We start from the raw sequence: 19,188 nt of genomic DNA on the forward strand, positions 1-19,188 counted from the left end.
GCCTAGATGGCGTCTTGTTGCAAAGGCCTTGCATGCAGCTTCCAGACGCGCCCGCGTTGCATTTGATCCACGCGACCCTGTTGCCGGGCGAGGTCGGCGCGGTGCTGGGTGCGCGCGCACCGGCCAACGAGGACGAGCGTGTGGCGGCGCTGCACGCCTATCAGCTGTTGGATACCCCTGCCGAGCAGCCCTATGACGCGCTCACCGCCGACGCAGCAGCCGTGTGCCGCACGCCGATGGCGCTGATTTCGTTGGTCGATACGCAGCGGCAATGGTTCAAGTCACGTATCGGCATGCAGCCGGCTGAAACGCCGCGCACGCTGTCGTTCTGTGCGCACGCCATTCTCGAACCCGATCAGCTGATGGAAGTGTCCGACACCCATCTGGATGCGCGCTTCGTCGACAACGCGCTGGTCACTGGCGAGCCGCAGATCCGCTTCTATGCCGGCGCTCCGCTGCTGACGTCCGACGGCATTGCGTTGGGCACCCTGTGCGTGCTCGACCGAACGCCGCGGCGTCTGTCCGGTGCCGAGCGCGACGCGCTGCGCGCACTGGCCCGGCAGGTAGTGGACACCATCGAGCTGCGGCGTGCGGCCAGGCTGGTGGAGCTGGACGCATTGCGCGACGAACGCACCGGGCTCTGGAACCGCGCCGGGCTGGAGCGCGGCTTGCAGGAGCTTGCGACCATGCGCGCAGACGAGACCGGGCAGCACGCGCTGGGGTTATTGCTGATCGATCTGGACGGCTTCAAGCGCCGCAAGCTGCAGGCGGGTGCGGCCGCGGCCGACGCGACCCTGGCCCAGGTCGCGCAGCTGATCGAGACCCGGTTGCCGCCCTCCGCGCTCGTGGCGCGGCTGGACGGCGACCGCTTCTGCGTGGCACTTGCCAGCTCCTCGCCATCGGCCGCCTCACAGGCCGCCGACGACATCCGGAAGGCCATCGAAGCGGCGACCTGGCCCATCGGCGCGTTGACCATCAGCGTCGGGCTGGTCGATGTGGCAGCGGGCGAGGCGCCGGACGGCAGCATCCTGCTGGCGCGCGCCCGGCATGCCTTGCAGCGTGCGGTCCGCGACGGGCGCAACCGTGCGCACCGATTCAGCGGATGGCAGTTGCACGACTGAGCGTCGCGCCCGCTCCTGTATCGGTGATCTGCGCCGCTCAGGCAGCCAGCGCGTCGGCAGTGCCGGCGATCTCGTCCACCTGCAGCACCTGCTCCATGTCCAGCAGCACCACGAAGCGCTCGCCCACCTTGCCCATGCCGCGCAGCAGATCGCGGCGGATATGCGTGCCGAAGGCCGGCGCCGCTTCGATGTCCTGGTCGGCCAGCTCGATCACGGCATTGACCGCATCCACCAGCACCCCGATCGCCTGCGTGCCCTGCGCCTGCCCGGTGGACAGGATCACGATGCAACTGCGTTTGTTGATGGCACCGCCGGCACGCCCCAGCCGCGCCTGCAGATCGACCACCGGCACCACCGCGCCACGCAGGTTGATCACCCCGCGCACGCAAGACGGCATCGATGGCACCGGCGTGGGCGCGCGGTACTGGATGATTTCGCGGATGCCGAGAATGCTGGTGGCGAAGGTTTCGCCGTCCAGCTGAAAGGTGAGGTATTGGGCGGCCGCGTCGGCGTCGCCCGGCATGCCATCGGAAGTCTGTGCGGTCATCGATCGGTCTCTCAGAAGCGGGCGAACTGGCCTTCGTCCGGGCCCTCGGACATCGCATAGGCTGGCGCGGCGCTGCTGCGCCAGCCACGGGTACCGGGCGCACGGACCGGGCGTGCAGCCACCTGCTTGCCGCGCTTGGGCGGCGTGCTTGCGGTGCCCTGCCCGCCCAACCGGAAGAAGGCCATGCTCTGTTGCAGCTGTTCGGCCTGCGCGCTCATCTCTTCGGCCGTGGCGGCCAGTTCTTCGGACGCGCTGGCGTTTTGCTGGGTGGTCTGGCTCAACTGCACCACGGCCGAGTTGATCTGGCTGACGCCGGAGGACTGCTCTTCGGAAGCGGCGGAGATCTCCTGCACCAGGTCGGAGGTGCGCTTGATGCTGGGCACGATGGTATCGAGCAGGCGCCCGGCACGGTCGGCCAGTTCCACGCTGGAGCCGGCCACCTCGCCGATCTCCTGCGCAGCCACCTGGCTGCGTTCGGCCAGCTTGCGCACTTCGGCGGCGACCACCGCAAAGCCCTTGCCATGCTCGCCGGCACGTGCGGCTTCGATCGCGGCATTGAGCGCGAGCAGATTGGTCTGGTAGGCGATGTCGTCGATGATGCCGATCTTCTGCGCGATCTGCTTCATCGCCTGGGTGGTGGCAACCACCGCCTCGCCACCTTCGATGGTTTCCTTGGCGGCCTGGGTGGCCATGCCGTCGGTGATGCGGGCGTTCTCGGTGTTCTGGCTGATCGAGGCGGTCATCTGCTCCAGCGACGCGCTGGTTTCCTCGACGCCGGCGGCCTGTTCGCTGGCGGCCTGCGACAACGACTGCGCGGTGGCGCTGACTTCTTCGGAGGCGCTGGCCAGGGTTTCGGCGCTGGTATTCACCTCGCCCACCACCTGCGACAACTTCTGCACCATGGTGCGCATCGCTTCGAGCAATTGCGCGGTTTCGTCGCGGCCGTGCACATCGATCTGCATGGTCAGGTCGCCTTCGGACAGGCCGTTGGCCACGGTGACCGCGCGCCGGATCGGGCCGGTGACGCTGCGGCTGATCACCACGCCCAGCACGGCGCCCAGCAATCCGCCGCTGCAGATGATGGCGATCAACAGCTTGGAACTGCGTGCATGGATGGCGCCGGTCTCCGCATTGGCCGAGGCCGCGCTGCGTTCGCGCAGGCCGCTCAGGTCGGTCATCAAGGCATCCACTTCGTCCGAGCTGGCGCGTACCGCACGCGACAGTGCGGCAAGTTCCGGGTTGGCCTCGCGCAATGCTTCACGATTGGCGGCTTCGATAAAGCGGCCGCGCTCATCCAGATAGGTTTGCCACGCGCGGTCGAACTGCGCCAGCTTGGCCTTGCCCTCTTCGGTCTGGAAGCTACCGCGTGCACGGGTCATGTAATCGACCACCTTGGCGGTGTACTTGTCGATGTTCTGCACGTGCGACTGGCGCTCTTCTGCGCTGCTGGCCAGCAGCAGGTTGGCGCGTGCGCGGCCGGCATAGATCAGGTTGATGTTGGCTTCCTTGACGTTGGACAAGCCAAGCAACTCGCGTTCGTACAGCGAGGTCGACAGGTCGCTGATGCGCCCGGAATTGGAATAGCCCACCCACCCGATACATGCGCCGATCGCCGAGACGATCAGAAACGCCACGATCAGCCGGGTTCCGATTTTGAAGTTGCCTAACATTGGGGAGTTCTCGTGAGTGATGCGTGGGCGACATGCAGTGCATGGCAATCGACCGTGCTGGGCGTGCCGATCACAGGGATGCGGACGCGTCTAACCAATCGTTGATAGCTATCGGCGATGGCAAAACCCGCTTGAGATGCGAGCGGCGCCGCGGCGCCTATTCAGCCGATTGGATATGCGCTTTTGTGACAGGTCAGACGCTCCTGCGCGTCTCCATTCGGAAAACCCCTACCCCCGCTCGCCCAACTGTCCAGGACAGTCCGCAGGGACATCACGGCGCGGCCGCTAGGCTTGCAGCATGTCGTCCACGCCATTACCCCGCACGTTCTACGCCCACGATGCGCGCCAGGTCGCCCCTCGCCTGCTCAACAAGGTGCTGGTCAGTGCAGACGGCCGGCGCGGCCGCATCACCGAGGTCGAGGCCTATTGCGGCAGCGAAGACCCGGCCGCGCACTCGTTCCGCGGCATGACCCCGCGCACGCAGGTGATGTACGGCGCCCCCGGGCACCTGTATGTGTATTTCATCTACGGCATGCATTGGGCGATCAACGCCGTGTGCGGCGGCGCCCCGGGGCATGCGGTGCTGATCCGCGCACTGCAGCCGCTGGCCGGGCTGGAGGCCATGCAGGCCGCGCGTGGTGGCACCGCGGCGGCCAGGCTGTTGACCACCGGCCCCGGCCGCCTGGCGCAGGCCTTCGGCGTAACCGCGGCGGACAACGGGCTGGACCTGACCGCTGCCACGGCACGCCTGTGGGTGGAGGATGACGGCATGCCGCCCCCGTCGGTGCCGTTGGCGACGCCGCGCATCGGCATCCGCAAGGCGGTCGACCTGCCCTGGCGCTGGGTGGTCCCGGACAGTGCCTATCTGTCGCGCCCGCTGCCACGCGTCACCGGCACCCGTGCGCCGGTGGCGGGCGACTGAGCCAGCCACTGCTCCATCGGCGTCGGCTCGGCGGCACCAGGCCCGCGTTGCAGCAGGCGCAAGGCCTGCCCGGACTGTTCCGGCGTGAGTTCCTGCAGTGGCTGGAAACGGTCTGCCGCCCACACCGCCATCGGCAGGCCATCGAGCGAGGCCACGCGGTTGCCGGGTACCCGCGCGACGCGTTCGCCGGGCAGCAGGCTGCCCAGCAGATTGGCCGGATCGCTGGCGCTCACGCAGACCCACTGCTGCTGCGGCGCCTGCGCCCGCACGCGGCGCAGTGCGGCAATCGCCTCCGGCAACGCGAACTGTTCGCCGGACAGGCCGGCAATGAAGCGGCCACCACGGATCTCGCCACGCGCTTCCAGGCGCTGGTACATGCGTAGCAATTCGCGCCACGGCGGCAACCACGCCGCCTCGCGCTCGAGCAGCCGCCAGCAGACCACGCCGTAGCGGCGCAGCAGCGTGCGCGCCACGTGTTCGAGCATCTCCTGATGCCGCTCGCCGGCCTCGGCCAGCGGCAACTCCGCAGGCGCACGGACCGGCGCCCAACGGCCGGCATCGCGGATGCCCAGCGCACTGGCGCGACGCCGCTGGCGCGACAGGGCCGACGGCCGCTTGGAGGCCGGCACCAGGAGCGCGCGCAGCCCGGCATAACTGTCGCAATGCACGCGGCCGCGCATCACCAGTTCGCTCAAGGCATCTTCCAGCTCGGTGCCCATCAGATGCGCGGCATCGGCAATTTCGTCGAAGAACAGCGCGCCCTGCTGCTGGAGGACATCCACCACCCGCTGCGCGCGCGAACCCAGCGGCTCGTCGTCGGCCGCACGTGCCAACCCGCCCCAGCGTTGCGCCTCACGCCGCGGCAGCAGCACGATGGGCGTGGCCCGTAGCGCCGCGCCGCTGCGCCCGCCGCCGGGCCGCAGGCGCGCCCACACGGTGCGCCCGGCGGTGCACAGTTCGTCCAGCCAGGCCGGCTGGTAGTCGCGCACGCGCGCCGGCAGCAATTCGCCTTCCCACAGCACGGCCGGCGCTTCGAACCCTTCCAGTTGCCCCACCACGCCCGCCAGCGCATCTGGGCCCGCGACCCGGCTGGCGCTGTCCAGATGCTGCCATTCGAACAGGAAGCGGGCGTAGTCGCGCTGCGAGACCGGCTCGATCTCACGCCGCAACCGCCCCAGCGTGTAGCGGTGGATGCGCGCCAGCAGGTGGCGCTCGCACCACTCCTGCGATGCGGCCTGCGCACTGAACTGCCCGGCCATGACATAGCCTTCGCGCTGCAAGGCCAGCAGCGCCAGGGCGATTTCCGCTTCGGGCAGGCGCAGGGCGCCCGCAAGCCCGCCCACCTGCGCAGGGCCCACAGCCGACAGCCGCCCGCGCAACAGCTCGCGCACCGCACGGTCGCGTTCCCAGTCGGGCACCCGGCAATCGGCGGGCACCTGCAATGGCGGTTGCGCCACGGCGCCGGCATACAGCGGCATGAACCACTCGATGCGCTCGGCACTGATCCACAGCGCGGGCGCAGCGTCGATGGTCAGGCAACTGGCGCGGCCGGCGGCGGCCAGCGCGGCCAACCAGGCCTGCCATTGCGCGTCGGTCGCCTCGTCCACCGGCAGCACGCCCAGCCCGACCAGCGCCTCGTGCATCTCTTCGGCATCGCGCGGTTGCGGCCATGCTTCTTCGCGGACCGATGCGATGGCCTGCGGGTCCAGGCGCCCCAGATCGTCGCTGCTCTGCGGCGTGTAGCGCCGGCCCTGTACCGCCTGGGTGCGCCGCTCTTCCAGCGGCGCATCGTCCAGAAACGCATACGGACGCGCGTTCAACGCTTCCGCCGCCAATGGCGACGGTGCGGCCAGATCGCGCGCCACCAGGCGGATGGCTCCCGATTCCAGCCCGCGCAGTACCTGCAACCACCCCTCGCTATCCATCGCCTGATGCAGGCAGTCCTCCAGCGTCTGGGTCACCAACGGGTGGTCCGGCACCTCGCGCTCGCCTGTCAGGTTTTCCGCGCAGGCGACCTGATCCGGAAACACGGTGGCCAGCAGGTCTTCGGACTTCATGCGTTGCAACTGCGGTGCCACCTTGTTGCCGCCGGTGAACCGCGGCAGCGCCATCGCATTGGTGGCGTTCCAGCGCCAGCGCACGCCGAACAACGGCGCGTCCAGCAGTGCCTGGATCAAGACATGCTCGGCCGACGACGAATGCAGGTAACGCGCAACCTCTTCCAGGGCAAAACTATGACTGGTGGACAGCGACAGCACGATGGCGTCTTCGGTCGCTGCGGCCTGCAGCTCGAAGTTGAAGGTGCGGCAAAAGCGCTTGCGCAGTGCCAAGCCCCAGGCGCGGTTGATGCGGCTGCCATACGGCGAATGGATCACCAACTGGGTGCCGCCGCTGGCATCGAAGAAACGCTCCATCACCAGGCACGCCTGGGTGGGCATGGCGCCCAGCGCGGTGCACGCCTGGGCAAGGTAGTCCACCAGTTGCTGCGCCGCCGCGGCAGACAGTGCCAAGGTCTCGCACAGCCAGTCACGCGCGCGCTGCTGCTGCGGGGCACTGTCCAGCCGCGCGGCGATCTCGCCACGCAGGCGCGACACCGCCGCCGACAACTCATCGCTGCGGCCGGGCGCCTCGCCCAACCAGAACGGAATATTGGGTGGCGCTCCCCGGGCATCCTCCACCCGCACACGGCCTGCATCCACGCGCAGGATGCGGTAGCTGGCATTGCCGAGCTGGAACACGTCGCCGGTGAGGCTTTCCACTGCGAAATCTTCGTTCACCGTGCCGATCTTCTCGGCCTGCGGCTCCAGCACCACGCTGTAATCGCCGGTTTCCGGAATGGTGCCGCCGGAGGTCAGCGCCGTCATGCGCGCGCCGCGACGTGCGTGCAGCCGACGATGCACCGCGTCGCGATGCAGATAGCCGGCGCGCGGGCCCAGCCGGGTGCTGAAACCCTCGCACAGCATCCGCACCACGCTGTCGAAGGTGGCGCGGCTCAGCCGAGCGAACGGCCAGGCGCGGCGCATCAGCGCAAACAGCGCATCCTCGTCCCAGTCCTCGCATGCCGCTTCGGCCACGATCTGCTGCGCAAGCACATCGACCGGTGCCAGCGGAATGCGCAAGGCATCCAGTTCGCCGCGGCGCACGCTGTCCAGCAAGGCAGCGCATTCGACCAGCTCGTCGCGGGTCTGCGGAAACAGCCGCGCCTTCGGGGTGCCGCCGACCTTGTGCCCGGAGCGGCCCGCACGCTGCAGGAACGTGGCGATCGAGCGTGGCGAGCCGAGCTGACACACCAGATCGACATCGCCGATATCCAGCCCCAGCTCCAGCGAGGCGGTCGCCACCAGCACGGTGAGATCGCCGGCCTTGAGGCGCTGCTCGGCCAGCAGGCGGGTCTCGCGCGACAGACTGCCGTGATGCGCGGCGACCCGCTGCTTGCCCAGCAGATCGCCCAGATGCCGCGCCGCACGCTCGGCCATGCGCCGCGTGTTGACGAACACCAGCGTGGTGCGATGCTGCTGCGCCAGCGCAGCTACTTCGGCATAGACCTGCAGCCATTGGTCGTTGGACATCACCACGCTCAGCGGGGTCGGCGGCAACCCCAGCGCCAGATCGCGCGCGCGCGTGTAGCCGATGTCCACGATCTCGCAGGGCGGCGGCACGCCGTCTTCGCCAACGCCAACCAGGAACTGCGCCACCGTCTCGATCGGCTTTTGGGTGGCCGACAGCCCAACCCGCGTGATCGGCCGCTCGGCCAACCGCTGCAGCCGCTCCAGTGTCACGCTCAGGTGACTGCCGCGCTTGTCTGCGGCAACCGCATGAATTTCATCGACGATGACGGTCCGCACATGCCGCAGCGCGTTGCGGCCGGAGGCCGACCCCAACAGTACGTACAGCGACTCCGGCGTTGTCACCAGGATATGCGGCGGCACGCGCCGCGCCTGCGCCCGCTCGCGTTGCGGTGTATCACCGGTACGCACCGCGGTGCGCACCGGCACATCCGGCAGGCCACTGGCGGCCAGCGCCGCGCGGATGCCCTGCAACGGCGCCTCCAGATTGAGATGGATATCGTTGGACAACGCCTTCAGCGGCGACACATAGACCACGCGGGTCTCATCGGGCAGCATCCCGCCATGCTCGAGTCCGTCGCGGATCAATGCATCGATGGCCGCGAAGAAGGCAGTGAGCGTCTTGCCCGAGCCGGTCGGCGCGGCCACCAGCGTATGCCGCCCGGCCTGGATTGCCGGCCATGCGGCGATCTGCGCAGGCGTGGGCGCAGCGAAGGTCTGCGCAAACCACGCAGCGACAACGGGATGGAATTGCTGCAGAACAGGATGCATGGGCAGTGCCCGACGCCACCACGGCAACCGGCCGCGCGGCGATCGGATTCAACTCGGCGGGACTGCACTGGATGGGGGTGCGATGCCGTGCATGCAAGCCTGACCCACGCAAGGGCGTGAACGGTTTAGTGCGGTTGTGTCCTGCACCGACAGTCGATCGCTTGCGTAAGGGTTTCAGGACCTCATGCCGAACGCGCGGACAAACGCGCCGTCCAAGTCGTCGCGTCCTCGCACCTGCAACGCGGCAGCACCGCTGGATTGTCGTCCAGCCGCCCGCCATGGCACATTGGCTGCCATGCCCAGTCTCATTCTCTTCATGATTGCCGGCGCAGCGCTGTTCGCGTTCTGGAACTCCTCGCGCGCCGCTGCCGAACGTGCCGACATCCTCGGCCGCAATGCCTGCCGCGCCGCCGATGTGCAGTGGCTGGATCAGAGCGTGCACTCCACCAACATCCGCATCTGCAGAATGCCCAATGGATGGCTCGGCTTCGAGCGCACCTTCCGCTTCGACTATTCCTACGACGGAGCGGACCGCCACAGCGGCAAGCTGGTGCTGCGCGGCGACCAGCTGATCGCCTTTACCGGTCCGCAGGTCGCCACCGTGCGGGCGCTGCATCCGGAGCAGGAGCGGCTGGAATGATGCGCCGTGACCGCTGCGCGCATCCTTCCACGTAGCGACACCTGACACCGCGACGACGCGTAGAGAACCCGCTGCGCTGCAAGGTCCGGTCGGTCGCATTGCGCCAGCCAGCACGGCGTACGGAACGGTTCGACCAATTGGCCGCGAGCTCACCGGCAGTGGCTCGTATCCGTCTCCACTCACCCCTCAATCAGGGCAGCTCTACCTCGTCCCCGCGCAGATGCGGTCGATGCGTCCGCGCGCATGCGCACAGCGGATCGCCCGCCAGGCACGCGTCAGCAGGCGCGATATGGCGTCGCTCTCGATGCCGAAGAGGCATGCGGCAGCGGGCGTGTCGGTGTCGCTGCGCGCAACCAGACACGCCGCGCCTTCAATGACGCGCTAGACGACGTATTGGTCGGGGCAACCGCACGCGCCGAAGCATCCGCTGCATCGTGCGCGATGTGACGGACGCGCTCCACCGGGACTGGAACGTGACCGTCGGTAAGCCTACTTGACCACGCGCAGATGCGGGCGCTTGCCGCCGCTGGGCGGCTCGTCCGGCGCCGGTGCGCTCGGCGGCGGTGTGCCGGGATCCGGCGGCTCGCTGCTGGTGCCGGGGATGTCGTCCGGCAACGCCATGCCCTGCCCGGTTTCGCGTGCATACACTGCCAATACCGCGGCCATCGGCACCATGACGGGATAGCTGACGCCGCCAAAGCGCGCAGTGAAACTCACGCTGTCGTTGTCGACCTGCAGGCCGACGACGGCACGCTCGGCGATGTTCAACACGACCCGGCCGTCCTTGACGGCACTTGCCGGCACCTGCACGCCAGGCAGTCCTGCGTCCACCAGAACGTGCGGCGTCATGCCGTTGTCGTTGATCCATTCGACCAAGGCCCGCAACAGGTACGGGCGGTGGCTGGTCATGCGGGGGAAATCTTCGCTCATGGCGTCATTTTACCCGGACACGACCCGCAACGGCGGCGAGCGGATCGCAAGTCGGTCTGTTGGCATACAGCCGTCGCATCAGCCCGGCAGGTCGCGCAGCTTCTTTTCCTGCTCGGTGAGGCTGCGAATGAAACCGGGATTGCGGAAGATCCGGTTGCCATAGTCCTCGATGGCCTTGCCATCCTTGGGCAGGCCGATCTCCAACGCATCCAGTCGCCAGATGATCGGCGCCATCGCGCAATCGGCCAGACTCATTTCCGGATTGAGGAAGAACTTGCTGGCCTTGAACAGCGGCACCGACGCGGTCAGCAACTCCTTCAGACGCTTGCGGCCGGCCTCGGCCTGGGTCTTGTTGCCGAGCTGGATCGCCTGCACCTGTGGCACCCAATCGTGTTCGATGCGCAGCATCGCCAGGCGCAGGCGCGCGCGCGACAACGGATCGACCGGCATCAGTGGCGGATGCGGATAACGCTCATCCAGGTACTCGCTGACCACCGAGGCCGCGTACAGCACCAGATCGCGCTCCACCAGGGTTGGCACCGAATGATAGGGATTGAGATCGATCAGATCTTCGGGAGGATTTTGCGGGTCGACCGGCACCAGGTCGTAGGTCACCCCTTTCGCCGCCAGGACCAGACGGACCCGGTGGCACAACACGTCGTCGTTGGACGAAAACAAAGTCAAGGTATTCCGCATACGCACACTCGTCGCCATTCAAGGCTCTCCGACGACCGGAATCCGCCGGCCGCATCGGCGCGGCCGGCCCAACGCCGACCGTCACCACGGTCTATCGAGTGTGCAATCACGTCACGCAAAAGCCAAGAGTGCTAGGGCGCATTGACACCTGGGCAGCAGGTGATGTTGCGGGCCAGTCAGGGATGGAGAGCGTGACCTGACGGCTCGACCCAGCGTCGGCGACGTGCGCCTCGCCCAGTGTCCACGGAGGCTGGCAGCTGGATGGGCATCGATGTCGATGTGCCGTGTATCGATGCTGTTTGACCGGTACATGACGCGATCAGGACGTTCGGTGTGGCAGCTAGCGTGTTGATGCGGGGCTGGGTCGGCTGCTGCGATGGCCGGTCGACGGATCGGGCTGCAACGACTGCAACAACTGCAACAACTGCAACAACTGCACGCACGATGAGCGCGGACCTAGATCTGGTGGAGGAGCTGCGTGCGCTGTCAAGCGCGAATTGGCGCGTTAGGCCTGCGCAATCGTGTGCTGTGTTTAATGGCGTTTGCCGCTTTGCATCTCGAGGGATGCTGGCAACCGATAGGCTGAGTGCGCTTGTTCGCGAGCGCCATGCTCCACTTGCGCGCCGTACCCTCACCCCAACCCCTCTCCCGCCGGGAGAGGGGCCGCCTGGCTTTGCTGCCTGGCTTTGCTGCCTGGCTTTGCTGCCTGGTCTTGCTGCCTGCTTACTACCGGATCAGTGCGCGTGCGGTCCGTTCAATGCACGTCTTTCCAGTATTCCTTCTTCAGCAGGTAGGCGATGAAGGTCAGCAGGGCCAGGAACAGGATCACCCACACGCCCATGCTCTGCCGCTTCAACGCGGCAGGTTCGCCCGCGTATTCGAGGAAGTTGGCGATATCGCGCACGGTCTGGTCGAATTCCACTGGCGTCTGACGGCCCGGCTGCCCGAGCTTGAGCGCTTCGACCGGTTTGTCGCCGGTGGCCTTGTCGGCCGGGCCGAACTGCGCCTGCTGCAGACCTTGCAGCTCCCACAACGGATTGGGCATCGAGGCGTTGGGGAACAACTGGTTGTTCCAGCCCAGCGGGCGGGTCTGATCCAGATAGAACGACTTGAGATAGGTGTAGACCCAGTCGGTACCGCGCACGCGTGCAATCAAGGTCAGGTCCGGCGGCGCCTTGCCGAACCACTTGGCGGCCGCATCGTGCGGCATGGTGCCCTCGATGTGCTCGCCGATCTTGGCACCGGTGAAGTTGAGGTTGCTCATGACCTCCGCTTCGCTCAAACCAAGATCGCTGGCCATGCGCGAATAACGCAGGTACTTCAACGAGTGGCAGCCGGAGCAGTAATTCATGAACAGCTGCGCACCGCGCTGCAGCGACGCGCGGTCGCCCAGGTCGTTGCCGGCCTGCTGCACCTTGCCACCCTCGGCGGCGACCGCACCCGCCGCCAGCGCCAGACCGCACAGCACCGCGACCACGCGCGACGTCCATGACCTCACGTTGGAATTAGTCATGGGTGGTCACCCGCTCCGGAACCGGCTTGGTCTTGTCCAGCCGCGTCCACACCGGCATGGTGATGAAAAAGGCGAAATACAGGAAGGTCAGCACCCGTCCAACATAGGTCTCATGCGCGTCGGTGCCGGGACCGGAGCCGATCACGCCCAGCCACACGAAGCACACCACCAGCACGCCCAACGCCACCTTGGAAATCCAGCCGCGATAGCGCACCGAGCGCACCTTGGCGCGGTCCAGCCACGGCACCAGGAACAGGATGGCGATCGCCGAGAACATCACCAGCACACCGCCCAATTTGTTGGGCACCACGCGCAACATGGCGTAGTAGGGCGTGTAGTACCACACCGGCTTGATGTGCTCCGGCGTCACCAGCCGGTTGGCCTCGGTGAAGTTGTCGTGTTCCAGGAACAGGCCGCCGAAGGCCGGCGCGAAGAAGATGATGAAGGCGGCGATGAGCAGCAGGAACCCGACCCCAACCAGATCCTTGACCGTGTAGTACGGATGGAACGGAATGCCGTCGGCGGGCTTGTGCGCATCCCAGCGATTGCCCTTCGGTCCTTTCTTGATATCCACGCCATCGGGGTTGTTGGAACCCACTTCATGCAGCGCGCCGATATGCAGCACGATCAGCAGCAACAGCACCAGCGGCAGCGCGATCACGTGCAGCGCGAAGAAGCGGTTGAGCGTGGCATCGCCGGGCAGGTAGTCGCCCATGATCCATTCGGTCAGCCCATTGCCGATGACTGGAATGGCACCGAACAGCGAGATGATGACCTTGGCGCCCCAGAACGACATCTGCCCCCATGGCAACACGTAGCCCATGAAGGCTTCGGCCATCAGCACCAGGTAGATCAGCATGCCCAGGATCCACACCAGCTCACGCGGCTTCTGGTAGCTGCCGTACATCAGCCCGCGGAACATGTGCAGATACACCACGATGAAGAACAGCGAAGCGCCGGTGCTGTGCATGTAGCGGATCAGCCAGCCCCACTCCACGTCGCGCATGATGTATTCGATCGAGGCGAATGCATCGGCGGCGCTGGTCTTGTAGTGCATCGTCAGGAAGATGCCGGTGACGATCTGGTTGACCAGCACCACGATGGCCAGCGAGCCGAAGTAGTACCAGAGGTTGAAGTTCTTCGGCGCGTAGTACTCGCTGATGTGCTTGCGGTACATGGGCATGAGCCCGGGCGCGCGTTCGTTGACCCAATCGAACACGCCGTTGGCAGTACGGACCAGGATATTGCTCATCAGGCAGCCCCCGTGCTTTTCGCCGACGAACCGGCACCGTCCGGATCGACGCCGATCACCAGGGTGTTGTCGTCCACGTAATGGTGTGGGGGCACCAGCAGATTGATCGGTGCGGGCACGCCGTCGAAGACGCGGCCGGACATGTCGAAGCGCGACTTGTGGCAGGGGCAGAAGTAACCGCCCTTCCACTGCGGGTCGTAGGGCTCGGGGCGGATCTCGGCCACCATTTCCGGCGAACAACCCAGATGCGTGCACAGCCCCACCAGCACCGAGATGTCGGATTTGATCGAGCGGTATTCCGGATTTTTCAGCACGTACTCCGGCTGCTGGTCCTTGTTCTCGGACTTGGGGTCCTTGAGCCGGCCGTCCAGCGATGGCAATGCGTCAAGCATCGCCTTGGAGCGTTTGACGATCCAGATGGGCTGACCGCGCCATTCCAGGACCAGCCGTTGCCCTTCCTGCAAGGCGCTGATGTCGGCGGTCACCGGTGCGCCGGCCAACTTGGCGCGTGCACTGGGGTTCCACGACTTCACGAACGGAACTGCGACAAATCCTGCTCCGACCGCACCGACCACGGCTGTTGTCGCGGTCAAAAACCGACGACGCCCGGTATCGGCAGGTGCGTTAACCCCATCGTTGGCCATCCGGCTCTCCGATCTTGATTAGGTAGCGTGAGGCTGCCAACGGCTGGCGGGGGGTCCAGCCGTGATGAATCCACCGCAGTGTAGCGGAACGCTTAATGCACAGACAATGCAATGTACGCAGTCGGACCTGCGCGATGCAATGGCCGCTGCAGACGGCCGCGCTGCGCCCTGCGCACCCCTTGCAAGACCACGGTGCATCGCAGCGTTGTCACATATGCAAGCGACCCACCGCGAAGCCAGTGCGCCGCACCGTCACTGCATGACGACACGGTTACGGCGCCGACCACACTGCGGACTGCGTCGCAGCATCGTCAGGCACGCGACAGCGTGCCATGCTGCATCGCAGGGTGAGCGTGCGACGTGCGCTCAGTTGGCGCTTGCGTTCTGCCCGCGATAACGGCCGGCCAGCAGGCCGACGCGTTGGACATAACGCTGGGTCTCGCTATAGGGCGGCACACCGCCGTAGCGATCCACCGCGCCTTCGCCAGCGTTGTAGCCGGCTGCCGCCAGGGTCAGATCGCCGTTGAAGCGCTTGAGCAACCACGACAGATATTGCACACCGCCGCGAATATTTTGCGATGCATCATAGGCATCGCTGACACCGAAGCGACGTGCGGTGCCAGGCATCAGCTGCATCAGCCCCTGCGCTCCGGCACGACTGAGTGCCAGCGGGTTGTAGGCCGACTCGGCATGGATGATGGCACGCACGATCGCTTCTTCGACCCCGAATTCGCGCGCTGCCGAGGCGATCTCCTGCTGGTAGGCGGCCGTGTTGAGCCGGATCGCGCCGAAGTTGACGCCCGGCTTGGCGCCACAGGCGTAGCAGGTCTCGATGAAGCTGTAGTGGATGGTGCGCAGCCCTTCGATGCTGGCCACCTGGCGTGGGCGTGCGCTGGTGTAGTGGCGCACGCCGTCTTTCATATAGGAATAGACCTGCCCGCTGACCACCCGGCGCGGATTGACCGCTGCAGCCGGCGCGGGGACCGGCATAAGCGATGTCGCGCGCTCTGCCGGCGGACGCGGCACCGCCACCGCCGCGGTCTCGGCAGTGCGCCGTGGCGGCGGGGGGCTGATGATCGTGGCAGGCGCGCCGCTGTCGATGCTGTTGATGCTGGCAATTGGCCGCGCGGACCCGGCCGACAGCGATGACACTGGCGGCACGCGCCGCGCCGAACGGTCCGGCGTGTAGCTGCTGATGACGCTGCACGTCGCCCCGCTCTGGCGCTTGCTCAGGTAGCTGGTGATGCCGTCGCCGCTGACGCACTTGTACAGCGTGCCGGCGCTGACCGGCGCGGCCGACAACGTGACAAGCAACAGTCCCAGCGTTCTTGACATCCCCTTCATGCGGCGGAGTGTCCCAGCTTGCCCCGGGCTTGCCAAGGGCGTCAGCGTTCAGGCCGATAACCGGTCCAGTCGCGTCTGCAATGCCTCAAGGGCAATGCGCAACGATGCGCCCACCTCGGCCGGCGCGATCGCCTCGAACGGCAAGTCGAGCAGCAGCAGGTTGGCTGCCAACGCAGGCAGGCTCGGCGCTCCCAGGCCGAGCCAGCAATGGCCCGCCCCGTCGGCTTCCAGCGCGCCCAGCCATGGCGGGACCTGCGCGGCCAGCATTTCCAGCGATCCGGCCAGGCGGACTCGGACGCGGCACGGGAACGGCGCCTCGCCGACGGCCTTGCGCAGCAGCTGCAGCGGCTCCTCCGGCAGCGCACGCGTGGCGAACCGGGCGCCGGTGGCGGTGGCTTGGTCGATCCGGTCGGCGCGCAGGGTGCGCCAGTCCTGGCGCTCGCAGTCCCAGGCCAGCAGGTACCAGCGCCGGCCGTAGTTGACCAGCAGCGCGGGCTCGACACAGCGCACGATGGCCGCACCGGAGTGGCGCCGATAGTGCAGCCGCAGCGTGGCGCGGTCGCGGCACGCGCCGGCCAGGAGTGCCAGCATCGCCGCGTCCACCAGGGTGCCGGCCTCGGCCAGCGGCATGCTGGCCATGGCCGCATGCGCGGCACTGGCACGCTGGCCGCTGCGCCGCGGCAGCAACGGGTCCAGTTTGGCCAGTACCCGCGCGGCGGCGGTGTCCATCCCGGCGATGGCCGGCGCTGCCGCGCGCAGTGCGATCGCCACGGTCAGCGCTTCTTCTTCCTCGAACAGGAGCGGCAAGGCGGCCGCTCCCTGCCCCAACGAATAGCCGCCGCCGCTGCCGGAAGTGGCATGCAACGGATAACCCAGCTCGCGCAACCGCCCGATGTCGCGGCGCAGGCTGCGCGGGTGGACTTCCAGCCGTTCGGCCAGGGCCGTGCCGGACCAGTGCCGGCCACCTTGCAGCAGGGAGAGCAGTCGCAACAGACGGGCAGCGGTCGAGGCCATGACAGCACCGTATTGCGGACGGAAACTGTCCGCAATAGCCCCCTAAGATCGGCATACCAGCCATCACTGCCCAGCCACATTCCAGGAGCCCGCAATGTCCGACGCCCGCCATATCACCCTATTCCACAACCCCCGTTCGCGCTCGCGCGGTGTGCTGGTGCTGCTGGAAGAGCTGGGCGCCAGCTACGATGTTCGCTTGGTCGATCTGGAACTCGCGCAGCAGCGCTCGCCGGAGTTCCTGGCGATCAACCCGATGGGCAAGATCCCGACCATCGTCCATGGCAGCAGCGTGGTCACCGAACAGGGCGCCATCTACCAGTACCTGGCAGAGATGTATCCGGAAGCCGGGCTGTCGCCGGCGCCAGGCGATGCCGACCGTGGCGCCTACCTGCGCTGGCTGGCGTTCTACGGCTCGGCCTTCGAGCCGGCGATCATGGATCTTGCGCTCAAGCGCGAGGCGCCACCGCGCTCGCTCTCGCCCTATGCCGACGCCGATACCGTGCTGGCGGTCGTCCATGCACAGCTGGCGCAGGGCGATTACCTGCTGGGTGCGCGCTGCAGCGCGGCCGATGTGCTGTGGGGTGGCGCACTGGGCTGGATGGTGGAATTCGGCCTGATCGACCCGCCGGCACCGACCCGTGCCTACATCGCCCGGATGGCCGCACGGCCGGCGGTGGCCCGCGCTGCAGCGGTCGATGGCCGGTGCGGTGCGGACGCTGCCTACCCAAGCGGGTAAACTGCGCGGCTCACTCAACCCGCCTGGATTAAGCGCCATGCCCGGGACATCCGTTTCCGATCTGCCCGCGGCCACCGCCGTGGACGCCCCTGCCCTGCTGCCGTTGCCGGTCGCCCGCCCGGCGGCGCCTGCCGTGGTGCGCGGCAAGCTGTACATCAAGACCCACGGTTGCCAGATGAACGAGTACGACTCGGCCAAGATGGCCGACGTGCTCGCCGCCGCCGAAGGCCTGGAGTTGACCGACAACCCCGAAGAAGCCGACGTGGTGCTGGTCAACACCTGCTCCATCCGCGAGAAGGCGCAGGAGAAGGTGTTCAGCCAGTTGGGGCGCTGGCGGCTGCTCAAGGAAAGCCGCGCCAAGGCCGGCGGTACGCCGGTGATCATCGGCGTGGGCGGGTGCGTGGCGTCGCAGGAAGGCGATGGCATCGTCAAGCGTGCGCCATACGTGGACCTGGTGTTCGGGCCGCAGACGCTGCACCGGCTGCCGGAGCTGATCCGTGCACGGCGCGCGTCCGGCAAGTCGCAGGTGGATATCAGCTTCCCGGAGATCGAAAAGTTCGACCGCCTGCCCGAACCGCGCGCCGAGGGCCCGTCGGCGTTCGTGTCGATCATGGAGGGCTGCTCCAAGTATTGCTCGTTCTGCGTGGTGCCTTACACGCGTGGCGAGGAAGTCAGCCGGCCGTTCGAGGATGTGCTGGTGGAAGTGGCGCAGCTGGCCGCGCAAGGCGTGCGCGAGATCAACCTGCTTGGCCAGAACGTCAATGCCTACCGCGGTGCCTACGGCGCCGACGCCGGCGACGCGGCGCAGTACGCCGACCTGGGGCTGTTGATTCGCACCATTGCGCAGATCGAGGGCATTGGCCGGATCCGCTTCACCACCTCGCATCCGCTGGAATTTTCCGATTCGCTGGTGGATGCCTATCGCGACGTGCCGCAGCTGGCCAACTACCTGCATCTGCCGGTGCAGGCAGGCAGCGACCGCATCCTGTCGGCGATGAAGCGCGGTTACACCGCGCTGGAATTCAAATCCAAGATCCGCAAGCTACGCGCGGTGCGTCCGGATATCTCGATCAGCTCGGACTTCATCGTCGGCTTCCCCGGCGAGACCGAAGCGGATTTCGAAAAGACCATGAAGTTGATCGAAGACGTGGGCTTCGATCAAAGCTTTTCGTTCGTGTATTCGCGTCGGCCGGGCACGCCGGCCTCGGACCTGCAGGACGATACGCCCGAAGCGGTCAAGCAGGCGCGCCTGGCCCGCTTGCAGGCGCACATCAACACGCATGCGGCGAGCATTTCGCAGTCCATGGTCGGCAGCGTGCAGCGCGTGCTGGTGGAAGGCCCGTCGCGTCGCGACCCGAACGAACTAACCGGCAAGAGCGAAAACATGCGCCCGGTGAATTTCCCCGGCCATCCGCGGCTGATCGGGCAGTTTGTCGATGTCCTGATCACCGAGGCGATGAGCAATTCGTTGCGCGGCCGCCTTCATCTGAAAGACGACGAGGCTTGATCCGATTCCGGCAGCGCAGTCCGCGTTGCCGGTCGCAGCATCGCCTGCAGCAGTGCGTCCGTCGAGCGAGCTGACGCGCGTTTCGGCGCGCGCAGAGACCTGCATCCGCCATCGATCGCGAGCCTGGCGATCGGCAGCGGCGCACGCCGTTTGCATGCGCGTGCCCCGGCACAGTGTTCTCAGCGGGATCACGTATTGCGTGCACGCCACCTTGCCTGCCCGGCGCCATGCGCGCGTGGCTGGCTGCTCCGCGTGCCGTGGCTGCAGCCTTCGGCCGCTGGTCAAAATTTCACCACACATCCGAGGCGCCTTGCT

Annotated in this window: 15 protein-coding genes; 5 read left to right on the forward strand and 10 right to left on the reverse strand. The window is 67.0% G+C overall.

Annotation, left to right across the window (positions count from 1 at the left end; translation table 11 throughout):
• Window positions 1-32 precede the first annotated feature (32 nt).
• A complete protein-coding gene (locus tag ACCQ10_RS12110; protein ID WP_372360780.1) occupies window positions 33-1,121 on the forward strand; it encodes a GGDEF domain-containing protein in 1,089 nt (362 codons plus the stop codon).
• A gap of 37 nt (window positions 1,122-1,158) precedes the next feature.
• Here ACCQ10_RS12110 and ACCQ10_RS12115 read toward each other — a convergent pair whose 3' ends face one another.
• Together ACCQ10_RS12115 and ACCQ10_RS12120 are read right to left on the reverse strand one after the other, a co-directional pair.
• Complete coding sequence (locus tag ACCQ10_RS12115) at window positions 1,159-1,668, reverse strand: chemotaxis protein CheW (RefSeq protein WP_372360781.1); 510 nt, start codon at window positions 1,666-1,668, stop codon at window positions 1,159-1,161.
• A gap of 11 nt (window positions 1,669-1,679) precedes the next feature.
• Entirely contained in the window at window positions 1,680-3,338 is a 1,659-nt protein-coding gene (locus ACCQ10_RS12120) for a methyl-accepting chemotaxis protein (protein ID WP_372360782.1), read from the reverse strand.
• A 298-nt stretch (window positions 3,339-3,636) separates the two neighbouring features.
• Here ACCQ10_RS12120 and ACCQ10_RS12125 point away from each other — a divergent pair, with 298 nt between their 5' ends.
• Complete coding sequence (locus ACCQ10_RS12125; protein WP_372360783.1) at window positions 3,637-4,260, forward strand: DNA-3-methyladenine glycosylase; 624 nt, start codon at window positions 3,637-3,639, stop codon at window positions 4,258-4,260.
• Here ACCQ10_RS12125 and ACCQ10_RS12130 read toward each other — a convergent pair.
• A complete protein-coding gene (locus ACCQ10_RS12130; RefSeq protein ID WP_372360784.1) occupies window positions 4,200-8,597 on the reverse strand; it encodes a DEAD/DEAH box helicase in 4,398 nt (1,465 codons plus the stop codon). The two genes, ACCQ10_RS12125 and ACCQ10_RS12130, sit on opposite strands and share 61 nt — an antisense overlap.
• 295 nt (window positions 8,598-8,892) lie before the next feature.
• Between ACCQ10_RS12130 and ACCQ10_RS12135 the strand changes: the two genes are divergently transcribed.
• Window positions 8,893-9,237: a DUF3301 domain-containing protein gene (locus tag ACCQ10_RS12135; protein WP_372360785.1), complete on the forward strand. Its 345-nt coding sequence runs from the start codon at window positions 8,893-8,895 to the stop codon at window positions 9,235-9,237.
• Window positions 9,238-9,726: 489 nt separating this feature from the next.
• Here ACCQ10_RS12135 and ACCQ10_RS12140 read toward each other — a convergent pair whose 3' ends face one another.
• The 7 genes from ACCQ10_RS12140 to ACCQ10_RS12170 all read right to left on the reverse strand — a co-directional run bounded on the left by ACCQ10_RS12140 (window position 9,727) and on the right by ACCQ10_RS12170 (window position 16,630).
• A complete protein-coding gene (locus ACCQ10_RS12140) occupies window positions 9,727-10,167 on the reverse strand; it encodes a ClpXP protease specificity-enhancing factor (RefSeq protein ID WP_039407814.1) in 441 nt (146 codons plus the stop codon).
• Window positions 10,168-10,245: 78 nt separating this feature from the next.
• Window positions 10,246-10,881, reverse strand: coding sequence for a glutathione S-transferase N-terminal domain-containing protein (locus ACCQ10_RS12145; protein WP_039407816.1), 636 nt, complete (start codon window positions 10,879-10,881; stop codon window positions 10,246-10,248).
• Window positions 10,882-11,617: 736 nt separating this feature from the next.
• The gene (locus ACCQ10_RS12150) at window positions 11,618-12,376 is read right to left on the reverse strand and encodes a cytochrome c1 (RefSeq protein ID WP_372360786.1); all 759 of its coding nucleotides are present in this window, start codon (window positions 12,374-12,376) and stop codon (window positions 11,618-11,620) included.
• Window positions 12,369-13,628: a cytochrome b gene (locus ACCQ10_RS12155; protein WP_104579611.1), complete on the reverse strand. Its 1,260-nt coding sequence runs from the start codon at window positions 13,626-13,628 to the stop codon at window positions 12,369-12,371. The genes ACCQ10_RS12150 and ACCQ10_RS12155 overlap by 8 nt, the downstream gene beginning before the upstream one ends.
• On the reverse strand, window positions 13,628-14,272 hold the full coding sequence (gene petA / locus ACCQ10_RS12160) for a ubiquinol-cytochrome c reductase iron-sulfur subunit (protein WP_039407822.1): 645 nt from the start codon (window positions 14,270-14,272) through the stop codon (window positions 13,628-13,630). The genes ACCQ10_RS12155 and petA overlap by 1 nt, the downstream gene beginning before the upstream one ends.
• Window positions 14,273-14,638: 366 nt before the next feature.
• The gene (locus tag ACCQ10_RS12165; protein WP_372360787.1) at window positions 14,639-15,616 is read right to left on the reverse strand and encodes a lytic transglycosylase domain-containing protein; all 978 of its coding nucleotides are present in this window, start codon (window positions 15,614-15,616) and stop codon (window positions 14,639-14,641) included.
• Between the two features lie 48 nt (window positions 15,617-15,664).
• A complete protein-coding gene (locus ACCQ10_RS12170) occupies window positions 15,665-16,630 on the reverse strand; it encodes a helix-turn-helix transcriptional regulator (RefSeq protein ID WP_372360788.1) in 966 nt (321 codons plus the stop codon).
• A gap of 94 nt (window positions 16,631-16,724) precedes the next feature.
• Between ACCQ10_RS12170 and ACCQ10_RS12175 the strand changes: the two genes are divergently transcribed.
• Both ACCQ10_RS12175 and miaB read left to right on the forward strand, forming a co-directional pair.
• Complete coding sequence (locus ACCQ10_RS12175; RefSeq protein ID WP_372360789.1) at window positions 16,725-17,366, forward strand: glutathione S-transferase family protein; 642 nt, start codon at window positions 16,725-16,727, stop codon at window positions 17,364-17,366.
• A gap of 37 nt (window positions 17,367-17,403) precedes the next feature.
• Window positions 17,404-18,873, forward strand: coding sequence for a tRNA (N6-isopentenyl adenosine(37)-C2)-methylthiotransferase MiaB (gene miaB / locus ACCQ10_RS12180; protein WP_047697749.1), 1,470 nt, complete (start codon window positions 17,404-17,406; stop codon window positions 18,871-18,873).
• Window positions 18,874-19,188: the final 315 nt, after the last annotated feature.

Source organism: Xanthomonas sp. NCPPB 1325, assembly GCF_041477645.2.
Lineage (GTDB): Bacteria > Pseudomonadota > Gammaproteobacteria > Xanthomonadales > Xanthomonadaceae > Xanthomonas > Xanthomonas cannabis.

What these genes read in the sequence shown, in the direction of transcription:
- ACCQ10_RS12140 (WP_039407814.1), bottom strand. Translation starts at nt 10,167, where the DNA reads ATGAGCGAAGATTTCCCCCGCATGACCAGCCACCGCCCGTACCTGTTG.
- ACCQ10_RS12155 (WP_104579611.1), bottom strand. Translation starts at nt 13,628, where the DNA reads ATGAGCAATATCCTGGTCCGTACTGCCAACGGCGTGTTCGATTGGGTC.
- ACCQ10_RS12130 (WP_372360784.1), bottom strand. Translation starts at nt 8,597, where the DNA reads ATGCATCCTGTTCTGCAGCAATTCCATCCCGTTGTCGCTGCGTGGTTT.
- miaB (WP_047697749.1), top strand. Translation starts at nt 17,404, where the DNA reads ATGCCCGGGACATCCGTTTCCGATCTGCCCGCGGCCACCGCCGTGGAC.
- petA (WP_039407822.1), bottom strand. Translation starts at nt 14,272, where the DNA reads ATGGCCAACGATGGGGTTAACGCACCTGCCGATACCGGGCGTCGTCGG.
- ACCQ10_RS12125 (WP_372360783.1), top strand. Translation starts at nt 3,637, where the DNA reads ATGTCGTCCACGCCATTACCCCGCACGTTCTACGCCCACGATGCGCGC.
- ACCQ10_RS12150 (WP_372360786.1), bottom strand. Translation starts at nt 12,376, where the DNA reads ATGACTAATTCCAACGTGAGGTCATGGACGTCGCGCGTGGTCGCGGTG.
- ACCQ10_RS12110 (WP_372360780.1), top strand. Translation starts at nt 33, where the DNA reads ATGCAGCTTCCAGACGCGCCCGCGTTGCATTTGATCCACGCGACCCTG.
- ACCQ10_RS12115 (WP_372360781.1), bottom strand. Translation starts at nt 1,668, where the DNA reads ATGACCGCACAGACTTCCGATGGCATGCCGGGCGACGCCGACGCGGCC.
- ACCQ10_RS12135 (WP_372360785.1), top strand. Translation starts at nt 8,893, where the DNA reads ATGCCCAGTCTCATTCTCTTCATGATTGCCGGCGCAGCGCTGTTCGCG.
- ACCQ10_RS12145 (WP_039407816.1), bottom strand. Translation starts at nt 10,881, where the DNA reads ATGGCGACGAGTGTGCGTATGCGGAATACCTTGACTTTGTTTTCGTCC.
- ACCQ10_RS12120 (WP_372360782.1), bottom strand. Translation starts at nt 3,338, where the DNA reads ATGTTAGGCAACTTCAAAATCGGAACCCGGCTGATCGTGGCGTTTCTG.
- ACCQ10_RS12165 (WP_372360787.1), bottom strand. Translation starts at nt 15,616, where the DNA reads ATGAAGGGGATGTCAAGAACGCTGGGACTGTTGCTTGTCACGTTGTCG.
- ACCQ10_RS12175 (WP_372360789.1), top strand. Translation starts at nt 16,725, where the DNA reads ATGTCCGACGCCCGCCATATCACCCTATTCCACAACCCCCGTTCGCGC.
- ACCQ10_RS12170 (WP_372360788.1), bottom strand. Translation starts at nt 16,630, where the DNA reads ATGGCCTCGACCGCTGCCCGTCTGTTGCGACTGCTCTCCCTGCTGCAA.